Raw genomic sequence first — 16,625 nt, 5'->3', positions numbered from 1 at the left:
GGCGACACTGGCAATTTCGGCAAATTCGCTACACTTCGAAGCAACGCGTCGTCATCCATGACAACAATCTGAACAATGTGCCCGCGCCGTTGTTCTAGATTCAGAAGACACCGGATCAAGGACGAGCACATGGCCGTTTCTGCTTCTGCGCCACCTCTGCCGAGCCCGCAACGTGCGGTCACCCGCCGCTTGGCCATCGCCGTCGGCGCGCTGTTTATTGCCGGCGTCATCGCCGCGGTCAGCGCCCTCCTCGGCATCGCCAATCAGCTTGATGAAAAAGACGTCGAACAGAACCAGTTCTACTCGGCGCGAGCATTGGAAAACCGTATCACCGCCACCAAAAACTACATCACCAGCTACGCCTACTGGACCACCGCGTATGAACATTTGAGCGGGCCGGTGGATACGGACTGGGCCTACGCCGAGCAGAACATGGGCAAAACCATGTTCACCAGCGACGGCTATGACGGCGTTTTCGTGATTGATCGCAATCGCACCAAATACTCGGTGATTCGCGGGCAAATGGTCGAGACCGACATTTCCGAGGTATTGCAGGTGCCAGCCGCGGCCTTGCTGGAGCAAGCGCTGAACCAGCCGGATCTGACCAAACCGGTCGCCACCTATTCGCTGTTCGAGGGCTGGCCGGCACTGATTACCGCAGCGCCGATCATCCCCAACGACGAACGCCCGCTCGACGAACTGAGAAACACCTCGGTGCTGGTGTTCGTTGACAAACTGACCCCGACCAAGCTGCGCAAGATCGGCAGCGGATACGGCCTGACCAACCTGACGCTGGCCCCGGATGACACCATCGAAAGCCATCAGCCGAGGGTGGCGCTCGACAGCACCGGTTACAGCCTGATTGCCGATCTGCAGCGGCCCGGCCAGCAATTGTTGTGGTCGTTGATCCCGCCACTTGGCGCGACGCTGGTGGTGCTGATGCTGCTGACTGCGTATTTTTTCCGCCACGCGCTGCGCTCCTCACAGTATGTCGATAACAGCATCGAAGCGATGCAAGCCTCCAACCTCGCTCTCGAAAGTGCCAACCATGCGCTTGAAGCCAGTGAAGAACGTTTTCGTGCCGTGGCCGAGGCGGCTTCGGACTGGATCTGGGAAGTCGACCGCGACCTGTTGCTGACCTACCTGTCGGCACGCTTCAGTGAAGTCACCGGTTACCCGCAAACCCTGTGGCTGGGTCAGCCTGTCGGCGAACTGCTGTCGTGCGACACCACACCGCTGGACCTGTGGCTGCGCAAGCTCAGCGAAGAAACCAGCAGCGGCGATTTGCGCTGCACTTACCGCGACCACTCCGGCCAGCCGCGCCACTGTCGACTGTCGGCGCGGCCAATCGTCCATCAGCACGATGTCGTCGGCTATCGCGGCACCGCCAGCGACATCACCGACGAAGTGGCCGCCCATGCGCAGATCCAGCACTTGTCGATGCACGATGCCCTGACCGGCCTGCCCAACCGCAACAAGCTCGCACGTTATCTGGATGAAGCCCTGTTGCTCAAGGAACACGCGCTGCCGCTGACGTTGCTGATGATCGACCTCGACAATTTCAAACCGATCAACGATTCACTCGGGCATCCGGCCGGCGACGCGGTATTGCAGGAAGTCGCCGCACGCCTGCGCGAATGCACCCGCGAACATGACCTCGTCGCGCGTCTGGGCGGCGATGAGTTCATCGTCGCGCTCAACGGCATGGACAGTCATCACGAGATCGACAAGTTCTGCACGCGCCTGATCGGCAGCCTGCACCAGCCGATCGTGTTCGAAGAACATCCACTGCACATCGGCGCCAGTATCGGTATCGCGCTGAGTCGGCGCCACGGCTACGTGCCGAGTGATCTGATTCGGTATGCCGACATTGCCTTGTATCAAGCGAAATCCGACGGCAAGAACACCTGGTGCTATTTCGAAGCGCACATGAGCGATCAGATCCAGACACGTCGGCAGATGGAAGACGACATGCGCCACGCGCTCAAGCACAACGAATTCATCCTGCATTACCAGCCGCGCTACAAGGTCGATGGCAAGCAGATCGTCTCGGTCGAAGCGCTGGTGCGCTGGCAGCATCCGACCAAGGGCCTGCTCGGCCCGGACGTGTTCATCCCGCTGGCAGAACAGACCGATCTGATCGTGCCGCTCGGGCGCTGGGTGTTGCGCGAAGCCTGCGAAACAGCGCTGGCGTGGCCGGAGGATGTGCTGTTGTCGGTGAATCTGTCGCCGGCGCAATTTGCGGTCAGCGATGTGGTTGAGGATGTACGCGAGGTGCTGGTCGCCACGCGCTTCCCGGCCAGTCGCCTGGAGCTGGAGATCACCGAAAACGTCATGCTCAACGACACCGACGGCGCACTCGCGACCATGAACGCTCTGAAGCAACTCGGCGTGCGCCTGAACATGGACGATTTCGGCACCGGTTATTCCTCGCTCGGCTACTTGCGCGCTTACCCCTTCGATGGCATCAAGATCGACAAGCGCTTTATCGCCTCGATCAGCAGCGGCGCCAACGATCGCGCGGTGGTGCAGGCGATCATCGGGCTGGGTAAAGCCATGGGGCTGACCGTGACCGCAGAAGGTGTCGAAACCGAAGAACAGCTGGATATCCTTGGCGTCGACCAGTGCAACGAAGTCCAGGGCTACTTCATGAGTCGGCCGATAGACAAAGCCGCGTTTGCCGAGTTGTTGCAGGCCTCGCGCCTGTCGCCAGTGAGCAGCACGACCAGCAGAAAGGGCCGGGTGACCTGAGGTCAGCCCTGCCCGGCTACCCTGACCTTGCCGCTGAAGACCTTGAAGCCGAAGGTGTTGTAGGCCAGCGTCAGCGGTACCAGCACGGCAAAACCGATGAGCATGAATGTTTGACTGTTCGGGCTCGACGCTGCCGCGCTCAAGGTCAGGTCCGGCGGGATGATGTACGGAAACAGCGCGACCAGCATCACGGCGAAAGCCAGTACGAAGACACCCAGCGCGGCGAACAACGGCAGGAAATCCAGGCGGCTGCGAAAACCCGTGGCAAAGACCAGCAGTGAGACGCCGAGGAGCAACCCCGCCGGCAACCACAGCCGTACATCCATCAAGCGATGCGTGTATTGCGGATACAACGTGGCAGTCCACACAACCAGCGCCAGCAACAACAGCACAACGATCAATGCCAGGACCCGGGCCTGGCGCGCCGAGCGCTGCTGCAATTGATCCATCGTGCGCCAATAAAGCCAGCAGGCGCCCAGCCATAGATAGCCGAGCACCAGCACCACACCGCAGAACAACGCAAAAGCACTGAGCCACTCACGGCCATCGCCGCTGTATTGGCCATCACGATGCGCGACGCCCTGAACCAGCGTACCGAGCACCATCCCTTGGACGAACCCGGTCAGCAACGATGCAACCATCAACACCCTGTCGATCGCCCTTTTGTGACGTTCATTGGACGCATGGTCACGAAACTCCAGCGCCACCGCTCGCGCGATCAATGCCATAAACATCACAATGAATGGTACATACAGCGCCGGCAGTAAAATCGCATAGGCCAGCGGAAACAGCGCCAGCAGCCCACCGCCGCCAAGCACCAGCCATGTCTCGTTGGCGTCCCATACCGGCAGAATCGTCACCGCCATGGCCCGGCGCTCGCGGCTGCAAGCGGTCACGCCCATAAGCATGCCGACGCCCAGATCGGTGCCGTCGAGAATCACGTAATTCATCACCGAAAACGCCAGCGCGGCGGCGCACAGCAGGGTCAGCCAGTCAGTGTCCATGCAGAGGCGTCCTCAAGATTGTCCGGTTTCGTCAGCCAGGGTCGGTTGCGGTCCCGGCTCATCGGCTTGCGGCGGCTTACGCAGCAAGCGCAGCAACACCCACAGGCCGATGGCAAAAATCAATAGATAGAACAGCAGGATCAACCACGTCGAACCGAGCACTTGCGCACGCGATACCGATGACAGGCTGTCCGCCGTACGCATCAAGCCGTACACCGTAAAAGGTTGTCGGCCGACCTCGGTAACGACCCAGCCGCTGAGCATCGCAACAAATCCCGCCGGGGCCAGCCACACACAGCCGTTCAACCACCAGCGCGCGCTGTACAGGCGCCCACGCCTGCGCAAGATCAGGCTGATCACGCCTTGCGCCAGCATCAACAGCCCCAGCCCGACCATCAGGCGAAAGGCAAAAAACACCGGCGCCACGGGCGGGATGTCTTGCGGCGGGAATTCATCCAGCGCGGCGATGCTGCTGTGTAAATCGTGATGCAGATACAACGAGCCCGCGCGTGGAATCGACAATTCCCACAGATTGCGTCGCTCGTTCATGTCTGGCCAGGCCAGCAGGCGCAACGGTTCGCCGGCGCCTGCGGGTGGTCGGGTCCAGGAACCCTCGATCGCGGCGACCTTCTGCGGCTGGACCTGCAAGCTGTGCCGGCCATGCAGATCGCCGACCACGATCTGCAGCGGCATCAACAGCGCGATTAGCCAAAGGGCCATGGAAAACTGCACGCGGGCGCGGGGATTGTGCGCGGCCTTGCGCAATTGCCAGGCGCTGACGCCGGCAATGAACGTGGCACTGCCGATGAACACGGCGAGGATCATATGCGCCAGACGATACGGAAACGACGGGTTGAAAATAATCGCCCACCAGTCCTCGGCGATGAACCGGCCGTCCGAGGCAATCGAATAACCTGCCGGCGTTTGCATCCAGGAGTTGGCGGAGAGAATCCAGAATGCACTGATCAGCGAGCCCAGCGCCACCGCGCAGGTGGCGAAAAAATGCAGTTTCGGCCCGACCTTCTTCAGGCCAAACAGCATGATGCCAAGGAAACCCGCTTCGATGAAAAACGCCGCCAGCACTTCGTAGAACATCAGCGGGCCGATAACGTCGCCGGCCTGCACCGCCAGCCGCGACCAGTTCAACCCGAACTGATATTCCAGAATCAACCCCGACGCGGTGCCCACCGCGACGTTGAGCGCGAACACTTTTAACCAGTAGCGATAAACATCCAGATAAACCGCGCGCCCGGTTTTCAACCACAACGCTTCCAGCACCATCAGGAAGTTGGCCAGACCGATGCTGAACGCCGCCAGCACGATGTGAAAACCGATGGTGATTGCGAACTGGGCGCGGGCCGCCATCAGGGCGGAATCAACGGACTCCATGCGGGCATTCAGCCGCTGAAGAACAGCGCAAGCTTGTTGCCCTCGGGATCGCGCAGGTACGCCACATAAAAGTCCGGCGTGTAAGCCTCGCGGGTGCCCGGCGCGCCTTCGTCGCTGCCGCCATGCTCCAGCCCGGCCTTGTGAATCTGGTCGACCTGCTGCCGTGATTCGGCACGAAACGCCGGCATCATGCCGTTGCCTGCAGTGGCCGGCTCGCCGTTGAAAGGCTTGGCGATGTGCACGCTGCCGGGTCCATTGGATTTGTCAGCGGCGCCGGACAGGTAAAAGCAATCGTGTTCTTCGCGATCGTGCTGATAACCCAGCGGCGTCAGGATCGCGTGGTAAAAGGCCGCCGAACGCTCCACGTCATTGGCGCCGATAAACAGATAACTGAGCATGGGAAGTTCCTCCGCTGGCCATTCAACCGTGGGTTTGTTCTTCGTTGAGGGTGAACAGGTTGCCGGCCTCGCGCACCAGCTGCCGCCATTCGGCGCTGGTGATCAGGCCTTGTTCCTCCATCGCATCGGCAGCCTTGAGCAGTTCGTCGTAGCGGTGTTCGGGGTCCGGATCGTCCTGTATTTGCGCCGCCAGTTCGCGCCAAGCCGCCAGTGATGCCTGTTTTTGTTGATCGAACATGGGGGTATCTCCTGAAAGACTCACCCGGTAGAAAGAATCGGCCCGGCGCAGGTTCAGGGCAGTCGACGGATGGACGGTCTGTTTGAAACGGCTCAACGGCGTCGCGGTATTTGTTTATTGACCGTGCAGTGCCGATCCGCGAAGTTATTCCTCGTTCGGTGCGGACCATGGCCGGGAAAAAGCGTGCTCATCATGTGTTTCCCCGCTTGTTTCCTGCGTCGCACTGTTCACTGTTCATCCCTGTTCGCTGGAGTTTTCCAATGCCGTCGCCCAAATCCCTGCCCACCGCCCTGCTCGGCCTGGCCCTTGCCTGCCCGGCGCTGGCCGAGACCCAAGGTCTGGAACTGGGGCAAGTGCTGATTTCGGCGGATGAGCGCAACGGTGCAGACGCCAGCGTCGAAGAGGCCGAGGCACGTCTCGAACAAGTGCCGGGGGGCACCAATGTGGTCGACATGCGCCAGCCATTGCAGGGCCGCGTTGCGAGCAATCAGGATGTGCTGGCCTACCAACCGGGCGTCTATGCGCAGTCGGCGGGCAATGAAGGCGTAAAGATTTCCGTGCGAGGTTCGGGCATCAACCGCGCGCCGGGGGCGCATGCGTCGGGGCTGTACACAATGCTCGATGGCTTGCCGCTGACCGGCCCCGGTGGTACGCCGTATGAATTGCTCGAGCCGCTGTGGGTCGATCACGTCGAGGTGCTGCGCGGCGCCAACGGCTTCGATCGCGGCGCGCTGGCGCTGGGTGGGGCCATCAATTACGTCAGCCACACCGGCTACACCGCACCGAAGCTGCAAGTGCGCTATGCGACCGGCAGCCACGGCTATCAGCAGCGCCAGGTCAGTTCCGGGCAGGTGCTCGGCGACTTCGATTACTACGTGTCGCTGACCGATGCCAATGCCGACGGCTATCAGGATCACACCGCCAGCGACAGCAAAGGCGTGATCGCCAACTTCGGCTATCGCTTCAACCCGAACCTGGAGACACGCTTCTATATCCGCTACCGCGAAACCGACAACGACCTCGCCGGCCGCGTGACCAAGCACTCCATCGAGCATCACTCGCGGGCCGCCAACCCGTCCTACGTGGCGCGGGACGACAGCCGCAAGCAACCCGGCAGCACCTTCATCGGCAACAAGACTACCTTCTATATCGACGACGATTCGAGCATCCAGACCGGCCTCGTCTATCACGACTATCCAATGGATCTGCGTGAAGGCCCGAACCGCTTGAAGGTCGCCTATACAGACGTCAGCGGCACCTTTGACTACAAGCGCCGCGACACCCTTTTCGGTATGGAAAGCCGCAGCAATGTCGGCCTGCGCGTGACCAAGCACCTGCCCAATGACGGCGCCAGCGAATTCGTGCGGGTCCCGAGCGGCAATACGGCCGGTTACGCGCCGGGCACGCGCATGCGCAACTTCACCTATCAGGGTTCGGACACCGTCCTGCATTTGGGCAACGACCTGGAAATCGCCGACGACCTGTGGCTGACCACCGGCCTCGCCGCTATTTACACCCGCCGCGAAAGCGCCGTGACCTATCCGAACAGCGGCGGCAAAACCAGCCTCAACGATTGGGACTACGCGCCGCGAATCGGCCTGCGCTACCAGATCACTCCGGATGTTCAAGTGTTCGGCAACCTCAGCCGCTCGGTCGAGGCGCCGCACCCATGGTCGCTGATCTACAGCTCCAACGTGCGTTTCCCGGCCGGCAATGGCGCGGCCACCGGCACGCAAAAAGACCCGACCACCCTGCAAAACCAGACCGCCACCACGCTCGAACTTGGTGGCCGGGGCGACAGCGCTGTCGGCGAATGGAGCCTGGCCTGGTATTACGCGCAGGTGCGCCACGAACTGCTTTCGGTACTGCCTGACGCCACGGCGGTGACCCCATACGAACTCAACGCCAGCCCGACCGTGCATCAAGGCGTCGAAGCCAGCCTCACCAGCAAACTCTGGTCGGCGGCGGACGGCCGTCAGCTAAGTCTGCGTCAGGCCTACACCTTCAGCGATTTCCATTATCGCGATGACCAGCGTTTCGGTGACAACCGTCTGCCGGGCTTGCCGATGCACTATTACCAGGGCGAGTTGCGTTACGACTGGCCGCAAGGTTTCTTCGCCGCCGTAAACACCCAACTGGTATCGAAAACGGCCGTGGATTATGCCAACAGCTACTACGCTGATCCCTACGCCCTGTTCGGCGCAACGCTGGGCTACAACGCACCGAAGGGTGACTGGCAGGGCTGGGTCGATATGCGCAACCTGACCAACAAGCATTACGCGGCCACGGTCACACCGGGGTATGACGACAAGGGGCTGGATGCAGCGCGGTCGACGCCGGGTGAAGGGATGGGGGTGTATGTCGGGGTTTCGTGGAGCTTGCTCTGAGGGTTTCCCCTGTAACCGGTGTCTTGACTGTGGTTATATCTCGGCTCGCCGGCTTCGCGCGGATTTTCCGAGCAAGCAAGCCAAACCGGTTCCCTGGCTCATCACGGAAGATACCTGAATTGAAGACAGCTCTTGGCGCCCTGCTTTTAACTTGCCTCTCGACTCAGGCATTCGCGCAACTTAGCCCCATCGGCTTTCAGTCGCTTACTCTGCCCGACCCGCATCATCTGCGCCCACTGGAAATGGTCGTGTGGTATCCGAGCCCGACAAGCGACGCGCCAGAGCTGATTGCCGACGATGTCGTGTTTGCCGGCGCCAGCGCCGTTCGCAACGCGCCTCCTGCTACGGGCGAACATCCCTTGGTGGTGTTGTCTCACGGCTATCGCGGCAACTGGAGCAATCAGATCTGGCTGGCCAGTGCGCTGGCTCATCAGGGCTACATCGTTGCGGCCATCAACCATCCTGGCAGCACGACCCATGATCGCAGCGCACAGGCAGCAGAACAGTTGTGGCAGCGACCCGTCGATCTCAGCCGGGCGATTGATGCAGTCATGGCACAACCGGACAAATTCGGTGCGACCGCCAAACGGCGGATCGCAGTCGTCGGACATTCCCTCGGTGGCTGGACTGCGCTGGAAATCGCCGGTGCACGCTTTGACCCACAGCTGTTCGCTGGCGATTGCAAAGCCCATCCGCAGCTGTCCAGTTGCAAGGTTTACCAGATCATGAGTTCCGCAAAAACTGCGCAACTTACAGCAGCATTAGCCAGCGATTTGCGCGATCCTCGCGTCAGTGCCGTCGTGACACTGGACCTTGGGCTCTCGCGCGGAACGACCAACCAGAGTCTCGCCGCTCTACCCGTGCCGGCGCTGGTGATCGCAGCCGGCGCACCCTCGCTGGATCTGCCCGCCCAGCTGGAGTCCGCCGACCTCGCCAAGCGCTTGCCCAAAGCGACCAGCCGATATGTCGAGATCGGCGACGCCAGTCATTTCAGTTTCCTGCCAACGTGCAAAGCGGGGGCGGTCGAACTGTTGGAGGATGACGCACCGGGGGACGGGATCATTTGCAGCGATGGCGGCAACGCCCGTCCAAGGGCAGTGATTCAGCAGCAGGTGACCTTGCTTATTTCCGGCTTTTTGACGCAAGCGGCGAACATCCAGGAAGAACGTTGAGTTCTGCGTGGAAGGTTACCTGATCACAAAAACAGCACAGCCGCCGCTTCCCGCATGAAAATCTCAACGGTCTTTGGCCCGATCCCGTCGAACTCGCAGAGGCGCTTTTCAAACGCCCTGCGATCAGCACTCGCGGCGACAATGTTGCTCACCTTGCCGGCGTATTCGCTATTGAGTTTGTTTGCCAATGCAAGCAAACGCACAGCCGTGCTCTCGTCGTAACGCACATACCGAGCCTGCCCGAGAAGCCCGACCAACTGGCGGTGGCTGCACTTCGCGAGTTTTTGCGGTGAACCGTTTTCATGCGCCACGACGATGATCTGGTACGCCTGCGCAGCAATCGCGCCCTGGATTCTTTTGCCCATCAAAAAACTGGCAACCAGCCATTTGAACAGCCCCGCTTCGTTGGCTCCTTGAAGGTCGATCTGCAAATCGCTTGCGCTGATGTTTTTACTCACGGTCTGGTCTCAATGAAGACACTCGGCCCGGCGTGGCAGCCGAGATGTAGCTACGCTTCAGTCTTGCCTCGTCATTTCTGATAGGCCCGGACGGGTGAAGGTTCGGAAAAACATCACGCTTGGAACATGTCGCGAGTCTCGATGTAGTCAACGATGTCTGCCTCGGCCGTTAAATTGAATCTCAACCCGGTCAGCGCGGTCAGCTTGTGGAGGAAGACCAGACGAATGCCACGGGAAGAACCTATGAGCCTCGCAGCCTATGAATGCGCACATGCCCGGTCGAAACCGGCCTGACGAGAAGATGCAAGACAACGCAGACGCTGCCCCGATCAAGGCTGTCAGCGCTGTCGCGGCGTTCCGCCTCACAGTGGCGTTCATGTTGACGGTGATCCTGGCGTTTCTCGGCGTGGAAGGATGGCGGACCTGGCGTGACTACCACTCAGCGTTTACGTCGGCGCGCAATTCCGTCACCAACCTTGCCAGGGCGACGGCGCAGCATGCAGAGGATGCCATTCGACAGGTGGATGTACTGACTGCTGCGCTGGGCGAGCGCGTAGAAGGTGACGGACTGCAAAACATCAATGTGAATCGCATTCACAAATTGTTGGTACAGCAAGCCAGATTGATGCCGCAATTGCACGGCCTGTTCATTTATGGTCCGGATGGACAATGGATCGTCACCGACAAGGAAGTCATCCCTGAACCGGCGAACAACGCCGACCGCGATTACTTCCAATATCACCGCTCACACACCGATCGTAATGTGCGTATCGGCAAAGTGGTGAAAAGCAAATCCACCGACGATCTCATCATTCCTATCTCGCGTCGCTTGAACAACCCTGATGGTTCCTTTGCAGGGGTTCTCCTTGGGACCATCAAAGTCAGCTATTTCGTGGATTATTACGGTGATTTCAAAATCGACGACCGAGGCGCATTGGTTCTGGCACTGCGCGATGGAACAATCCTGGTACGTCGACCGTTTATCAAATCCGTTATCGGTCAGAGCCTGGCGAGCAGTGAAATTTTCACCCGTTACCTGCCCGTCTCCAGCGACGGCATCGCAGAAGTCAAAGCCGTCGTGGACGGCACCGAGCGCCTTTATGGTTATCGGGCGCTGACCACATACCCCTTGGTGGTCGAAACCGGGCTGTCCCGTGAATCGATCATCGCGCCCTGGCGCTGGGATCTCTACAAGACCGGATTTGTGCTGTCCTCGGTGATCTGCGCATTCACGGTGTTCGGTCTGATTGTCCTCAATCAGCTTCGCCAGCGCATGGCCATTGAAAAAGAGCTGCGTCTTGCTCATCAGACCATGCGTGATATGGCCCTGACCGACAGCCTCACCGGCCTGGCCAACCGGCGTCGGCTGGACAGTGCGCTGGCAGACGAGATTCGGCTGGCCAAGCGGCAGAACTCGTCACTGGCATTGATCATGATCGACGTCGATTACTTCAAACGCTACAACGATACCTACGGGCACGCCGCTGGTGACGAATGTCTGGCCACTGTAGCAAAGGCGATTTCCCACGCGCTGAAACGCCCCGGGGATCTTGCCGTCCGGTATGGCGGCGAAGAGTTTTCCGTGCTGCTGCCGAACACCGATCTCCAGGGGGCAGAAATGGTCGCCCGGCACATCATCGAAACCATTCGAGCTTTGGGTATAGACCACGCCGCACATCCCCTCGGCCACGTCACTGTCAGCGCAGGCATCGCGGCGGCCAGGCCAGCCGAACATGAGGTTAGCGCCGCTGTACTGATCAATGCCGCCGACAAGATGCTCTATGCCGCGAAGCAGCAAGGTCGCGATCGCTACTGCAGTGCCACGCAACTAGCGTGATCGCCGCTCGTCACAATCCAGTCACTGCCATTTGCTAGGCTCTGCCGCACGTACCATTTGCTCAAGGCCCGCAATTTCACATGCAATGGAATGAGTCCACACCTCGCCAGCCCATCATCCTGCGCTCCGACAACCTCCACTCCGATGACTTCGGCGCCCTCTTCTCCCGATTTTTCGGCAACCGCTACGCCGACACTCCGCCGATTCCCTCGAACATCGTGATCAGTGGCGTCTACGGTCGACACGAAGGCGTGAGCTTTCGCCGCATGCATTATCGCGGTGACTTCAGCGTGGCCTTCCCTGACCCACAGGACGAGATCACGTTCGTCATCCCGACCGCTGGCAAGATCCTGTTCAATCACGCCAGCGAATCCATCGGTGCAAGCCACATCGGCCTGGCGATCGACAAGGCGGACATCCGCTCGATGCGTTTCTTCGATGATCACGCGCATCACGGCATGTCGATCAACCGCCATCAGCTCACCGAGCGTTTATCGGCGCTGCTGGACAAACCGATCGTGCAGAAGATCGCTTTTCAGCCCAGCGTGGATTTGCAGTCGCCAGCCTTTCAGGGCCTCAAGGCGCTGATCGATCTGGCGACGGGAACCGAGTTCGACACGTTGCTCAACAGCGGAACCTTGATGCCCTCGCGCCTGCGCGAAATGTTGATCGATGCGGTGCTCGAGGCGTGGCCGCATAACTTCTCCGAGGTGCTGCGGCGGCCGGCACCGCTGGTGGCGCCCAGGCACGTGAAGCTGGCGGTGGAGTTTATCCAGGCACATCCAGAGCAACCGGTCAGCGGCGTGGAGCTGGCGCGAATGAGCCATGTCAGCCAGCGCGCGTTGCAGGAAGGCTTTCGCCGCTTCGTCGGGATGTCGATCGTGGCGTATCAGCGCCAGGTACGTTTGCAGCGTGCTTATGAAGCGTTGGCGCAGCGGCATTCGGCGTCGGTCACGGAGGTGGCGCTGCGCTTGGGTTTCAGCAATGTCGGGCGGTTTTCCCAGTACTTTCAGAGCGCGTTCGGAGTGAGCCCGGCGCAACTGAAGTCGAGGCTTTGAGGTTCGCGTCTTGCCGGTTGTTCACATGCCCGTCGTTCGCCGCCCGCGTAATTTGATGGAACAGCCACCTGCTCAAAACGACTAACCCCTGACAGGCCACTCGATCGCCGCAACGCATCGGCTGGCGTCTACCTGGCTGCGACGGCCGCTGCGCATGCGTCGTCGCAGGCTTTGATAGGGGGTTTCGCATGACTGAGGACTTCACAGGATTTTTCATCCATCACGCGGTTTTAGGCATTTCACTGGGGAACTGGATTCTGGCGTTTTGCGCAACGTTGCTGAGCTATTTCCTCGCACGAACGGCCATCCGCTTCGTGTTTCGCAAGGTGCAGGCGCGGGCGGCGGCCGGTAATGGACACTTGAGTTACATGGCCAGCGAAGTGCTGTCGGCAACCAGCACCACGCTGTTGCTGCTGGCGTCGATTCTGATCGGGATCGGTTTGCTCGACTTGCCCGAGCGCTGGCTCACTCGAGTCAGCAGCCTGTGGTTTGTGGTGGCGGCATTGCAGGTCGGTCTGTGGGTCAATCGCGCATTGGCGCTGGCGCTGCATCGTTACTTCTCGCGCCACAGCACCACCGGCACGTTTCAGGGCAGTGCTCTGGCGACGCTGAGCCTGTGGGGCGTCAAGGTGTTGTTGTGGGCGGTGATTCTGCTGGCCATGCTGTCGAACCTCGGCGTCAACATCACCGCGTTCGTCGCCAGCCTCGGCGTCGGCGGTATCGCGGTAGCGCTGGCGGTACAGAACATTCTCGGCGACGTATTCGCCTCGCTGTCGATTGCCGTCGACAAGCCTTTTGAAGTGGGCGATTTCATCGTCGTCGGCACGCTGGCCGGTACCGTCGAACACGTCGGCCTGAAAACCACACGCATACGCAGCCTTGGCGGCGAGCAGATCGTCATGGCCAACGCCGACATGATCGGCAGCACCATTCAGAACTATAAACGCCTGCAGGAGCGGCGGATCGTTTTCGAGTTTCGCCTGACCTATGAATGCTCGACCGAGCAGATCAAAGAGATCACCCGCCGCGTCGAAGCGATCATCAAGCATGAAAAACAGGCGCGCTTCGATCGCTGCCATTTCCGCAGTTTTGGCGAGAGCGCACTGGAATTCGAGACGGTGTATATCGTCCTGGATGCCAGCTACAACGTGTACATGGACGTGCAGCAGCGAATCAATCTGCAGATCATGGAAGCGGTTGCCGATGTTGACGCCGAGTTCGCCTTCCCGTCGCGGACCGTACACATCGCGTCATTGCCGGAAGCCGCTGCGTTGCCGCCAAGAGCGCAGCATGTTTCGCGTACGGAACATGCCTGAGCGCTTTGAACAACCGGCCGCCAGCAGCGGTGGCGACCGGTTGTTCGTTCAGAACGCGTAACTGGCCTTGAGCCCGCCGTTGAAGCCGTGGCTGTCACCGCCGCCACTGGCACCGACCTCAGCGCCCAGGCTCAGGGCGCCGAGATTGGCCATCAGGTTGACGCCGCCGCTGAACTGATCGCGATTATCGAAGGCCGCGCGCTGCTCAACGTCGAGGCCGAGCAAGTGACCCTGGCTGTCGACCCGGTTATCACCCAGGGTGCGTTCGTAGCCAACCTGTACGCCCGGCACCAGTTGCCAGGCGCCCATTGTCAGCGGAGCGAAGTCGACGTTGAGGTTGGCGATCGCGCTGCGGCGGGTGGCGCTGTTGTCGTCGACGTCCAGCGCCAGTTCGCTGCCCTTCTCCTGGAAGCCGTTGAGGTCGAGGTGACTGATGCGCAAACCGAGGCTCGGTTCGAAGGTCATGCCGTTGACCGGAGCGCGATAACCCAGCGCCAACGTCGCACCGGTGAGGTTGCCATGGCTGTCGCCTTTCGCCGTGCCGAGGCCACCGCCGAGTTCGCGTTTGCTGGTGTAATCGACGTAACCGGCACTGGCATTGGCGTCAAGGAACAGGCCGCGCTCCAGGTTGCTGAAACCGTAGCGCCCGCCGACATTGAGGAGGGTCAAGTCCGTGTCCGCCTCCCCACCTGCCCCGCCGACGTTGCCATTGCTATAGCCAAACCCGCCGCGTGCACTGAATTGTTCGCTGAAGCGTTGAGTAATGCCGACCATCAGGCCTTGGCTGTGTTCGTTGCTGCTGTCGGCATGGGCCGAGCCATCGGTGCCGAGGTAGCCAGCCAGCGCGGTACTCCAGAGGCGGTACTGCCCGACCTTGAGATCACTGCCGCTGGCGAACGGTGCCGCGGTTTGCTCAATCATTGCGTTCTGGCGCAGCAGGTAACTCGCCGCATCGGCATGCACCTGACCGCCAACCTGGCTTTCAACCCCGCCGAGAGTGCCGGCATCGATCGCCGATTGCAGATAGTAGTTGTAAGCGCTGTAAGTCCCGGACAAGTCGGTGTTCTGCAACTGCCGCAGCAACTCGGCACCGGCGGCAGCGTTACCGATCAGCCCGGCCTGCCCCGGCAGACTGTTGTATTCGACCAGCTTGCCGCGCAGCACGTAGATGGTTTCCTGCGACAGACCGAGACCCTGTTTGAGGTAATTGTCCATGCTGCCGTACTCGGCGGCGACCTGATCGAGACCGGCCTGCAAATAACTGGCCTGCACGCCCAGCAACGGCTCGTAGACCTCGGCCATGCTCGGCGGCAAGGCTTTCAGGGTTGCCGCGACGCGGGCGGCGGTGTAGTCGTTGGTCGCCAGATAGTTAGCCATGATGGTCGCCTCATCGACCCCGGCAATGCTCTGCAAAACAGCCGCGGTCCAACCGGTGCGGTCCTTGCCGGCGGTGCAGTGAAACAGCTGCGCCGCATCGACACTGGCGAGGGCATTGAACAACTGGCCGAACTGACTGCGCATGCCGGCGTCGCTGACGAAGGCGCGGTTGGTCTGCTCCATCATCGCGATGGCGTCAGCGGCGCTTTTGAACGAGATATGGGTGATATCGGCACCGGAGGTCGTGCTGCCGATGATATCGATGTTCTGCCAGGTCGCGCCCTCAATCATCGTGTCAGGCGTGGCGGCAATTTCGCTCGGCGTACGCAGATCATAAATCGCCCCGATACCCAGCCCGCCAAGCGTCGCCAGATCCGCCGCCGACGGCGTCAGCGCATTGGAACGATAGAACACCCCGCCACGCATCGTGCCGTCATGGGCGGTGGAATAAGCGCTGGTGGTGCCGGCGACATCACGAAAATTATCGATGCCTTGCAGGCGCGGCGTGTCGAGCACGACAGGCTCGGCAGCGTGGGCGGCAGCAATGGACAGGCTCAGAACGGACAGCGAACACAGAAGACGTTGGAACACAGTGCAGCCTCATTGAACAAGCGTTGGGCTTTTCACTATGGGGATGCCAGTGGGACGGAATATGACAGTTTCGAATGGAAGGGAAATGCCTGCGCAAATGGGCCGTGGGGTGCGTGAATGGTCTGTTTTTGACAACGGGAACGAGTGCTACCTGGATTGCCGGGGCGGCTTGAAATCAGCCTTAAAATCAAAAGCCCCTCACCCTAGCCCTCTCCCGGAGGGAGAGGGAACTGACCGTGGTTTTTGGAAGAGTTACGCAGACATGAAATACCGCGTCGTACGCCAACTTCGAAGCCAAACGAAATCGGCCCCCTCTCCCTCGGGAGAGGGCTGGGGTGAGGGGCAGCCACCGCAGATCCAACGCCATGCGACGCTTCTCACCACTCAACAATGAGCGTTAGCTCGAGTGCTTTTGATCTTGATCCACCGGCGACGTCGGAAGGCTGAGTGGAGGGATCGATCCGGGCATGGGAGCGCAGCGACCGTCTGGCGAAGCCAGACACAGCGGAAGGAGGTGCAGCGCAGCAAACCGTAGCCGCTGCGCCCGGAGCGATCCCGGAGCGAAGGGACCCGAGCCTGCGAGGGCCGAACGCAGGAGCAAAGCCTTTTGGTTCCTTTTTGGCGTCTGAAAAAGGGACTCGCCGTAAGG

General features: G+C 60.6%; 12 protein-coding genes. 6 read left to right on the top strand and 6 right to left on the bottom strand.

The features are described from left to right. Positions 1–129: 129 nt before the first annotated feature. A complete protein-coding gene (locus ACYYKW_RS20120; protein WP_093101232.1) occupies positions 130–2,751 on the top strand; it encodes a bifunctional diguanylate cyclase/phosphodiesterase in 2,622 nt (873 codons plus the stop codon). Positions 2,752–2,753: 2 nt separating this feature from the next. On the opposite strand, the gene cydB is transcribed toward ACYYKW_RS20120, so the two are convergent. The 4 genes from cydB to ACYYKW_RS20100 are packed head-to-tail and all read right to left on the bottom strand — an operon-like array spanning position 2,754 to position 5,780. Further along, positions 2,754–3,755: a cytochrome d ubiquinol oxidase subunit II gene (gene cydB, locus ACYYKW_RS20115; RefSeq protein ID WP_464990949.1), complete on the bottom strand. Its 1,002-nt coding sequence runs from the start codon at positions 3,753–3,755 to the stop codon at positions 2,754–2,756. A gap of 12 nt (positions 3,756–3,767) precedes the next feature. Then, entirely contained in the window at positions 3,768–5,144 is a 1,377-nt protein-coding gene (locus tag ACYYKW_RS20110) for a cytochrome ubiquinol oxidase subunit I (RefSeq protein ID WP_464990948.1), read from the bottom strand. Between the two features lie 8 nt (positions 5,145–5,152). Next, the gene (locus tag ACYYKW_RS20105) at positions 5,153–5,542 is read right to left on the bottom strand and encodes a VOC family protein (RefSeq protein ID WP_464990947.1); all 390 of its coding nucleotides are present in this window, start codon (positions 5,540–5,542) and stop codon (positions 5,153–5,155) included. Between the two features lie 22 nt (positions 5,543–5,564). Continuing rightward, a complete protein-coding gene (locus ACYYKW_RS20100) occupies positions 5,565–5,780 on the bottom strand; it encodes a hypothetical protein (RefSeq protein ID WP_464990946.1) in 216 nt (71 codons plus the stop codon). 260 nt (positions 5,781–6,040) lie between these two features. Between ACYYKW_RS20100 and ACYYKW_RS20095 the strand changes: the two genes are divergently transcribed. Further along, positions 6,041–8,167, top strand: coding sequence for a TonB-dependent receptor family protein (locus ACYYKW_RS20095; RefSeq protein WP_464990945.1), 2,127 nt, complete (start codon positions 6,041–6,043; stop codon positions 8,165–8,167). Between the two features lie 119 nt (positions 8,168–8,286). Beyond that, on the top strand, positions 8,287–9,339 hold the full coding sequence (locus ACYYKW_RS20090) for an alpha/beta hydrolase family protein (protein WP_464990960.1): 1,053 nt from the start codon (positions 8,287–8,289) through the stop codon (positions 9,337–9,339). Between the two features lie 23 nt (positions 9,340–9,362). On the opposite strand, the gene ACYYKW_RS20085 is transcribed toward ACYYKW_RS20090, so the two are convergent. Then, positions 9,363–9,797 carry an HhH-GDP family DNA glycosylase gene (locus ACYYKW_RS20085; RefSeq protein ID WP_093101218.1) on the bottom strand — a complete coding sequence of 145 codons (435 nt, stop codon included), beginning with the start codon at positions 9,795–9,797 and terminating at the stop codon, positions 9,363–9,365. A gap of 271 nt (positions 9,798–10,068) precedes the next feature. On the opposite strand from ACYYKW_RS20085, the gene ACYYKW_RS20080 reads away from it, so the two are divergent. The 3 genes from ACYYKW_RS20080 (at position 10,069) to ACYYKW_RS20070 (ending at position 14,008) form a co-directional block, all read left to right on the top strand. Continuing rightward, positions 10,069–11,634 carry a sensor domain-containing diguanylate cyclase gene (locus tag ACYYKW_RS20080; RefSeq protein WP_464990959.1) on the top strand — a complete coding sequence of 522 codons (1,566 nt, stop codon included), beginning with the start codon at positions 10,069–10,071 and terminating at the stop codon, positions 11,632–11,634. 80 nt (positions 11,635–11,714) lie between these two features. Continuing rightward, the gene (locus tag ACYYKW_RS20075; RefSeq protein WP_093101216.1) at positions 11,715–12,692 is read left to right on the top strand and encodes an AraC family transcriptional regulator; all 978 of its coding nucleotides are present in this window, start codon (positions 11,715–11,717) and stop codon (positions 12,690–12,692) included. Between the two features lie 188 nt (positions 12,693–12,880). Continuing rightward, entirely contained in the window at positions 12,881–14,008 is a 1,128-nt protein-coding gene (locus ACYYKW_RS20070) for a mechanosensitive ion channel family protein (protein WP_464990944.1), read from the top strand. Positions 14,009–14,056: 48 nt separating this feature from the next. Here ACYYKW_RS20070 and ACYYKW_RS20065 read toward each other — a convergent pair whose 3' ends face one another. Further along, positions 14,057–15,976, bottom strand: a complete 1,920-nt coding sequence (locus ACYYKW_RS20065; protein ID WP_464990943.1) for a tyrosine-protein phosphatase — start codon at positions 15,974–15,976, stop codon at positions 14,057–14,059. Between the last annotated feature and the right edge of the window lie 649 nt (positions 15,977–16,625).

It is taken from the genome of Pseudomonas sp. 15C, from assembly GCF_055484735.1.
Note: the sequence above shows the minus strand (reverse complement) of the source record. Positions and strands in the feature narration are given on the sequence as shown.

What these genes read in the sequence shown, in the direction of transcription:
- ACYYKW_RS20120 (WP_093101232.1), top strand. Translation starts at nt 130, where the DNA reads ATGGCCGTTTCTGCTTCTGCGCCACCTCTGCCGAGCCCGCAACGTGCG.
- cydB (WP_464990949.1), bottom strand. Translation starts at nt 3,755, where the DNA reads ATGGACACTGACTGGCTGACCCTGCTGTGCGCCGCCGCGCTGGCGTTT.
- ACYYKW_RS20110 (WP_464990948.1), bottom strand. Translation starts at nt 5,144, where the DNA reads ATGGAGTCCGTTGATTCCGCCCTGATGGCGGCCCGCGCCCAGTTCGCA.
- ACYYKW_RS20105 (WP_464990947.1), bottom strand. Translation starts at nt 5,542, where the DNA reads ATGCTCAGTTATCTGTTTATCGGCGCCAATGACGTGGAGCGTTCGGCG.
- ACYYKW_RS20100 (WP_464990946.1), bottom strand. Translation starts at nt 5,780, where the DNA reads ATGTTCGATCAACAAAAACAGGCATCACTGGCGGCTTGGCGCGAACTG.
- ACYYKW_RS20095 (WP_464990945.1), top strand. Translation starts at nt 6,041, where the DNA reads ATGCCGTCGCCCAAATCCCTGCCCACCGCCCTGCTCGGCCTGGCCCTT.
- ACYYKW_RS20080 (WP_464990959.1), top strand. Translation starts at nt 10,069, where the DNA reads ATGCCCGGTCGAAACCGGCCTGACGAGAAGATGCAAGACAACGCAGAC.
- ACYYKW_RS20075 (WP_093101216.1), top strand. Translation starts at nt 11,715, where the DNA reads ATGCAATGGAATGAGTCCACACCTCGCCAGCCCATCATCCTGCGCTCC.
- ACYYKW_RS20070 (WP_464990944.1), top strand. Translation starts at nt 12,881, where the DNA reads ATGACTGAGGACTTCACAGGATTTTTCATCCATCACGCGGTTTTAGGC.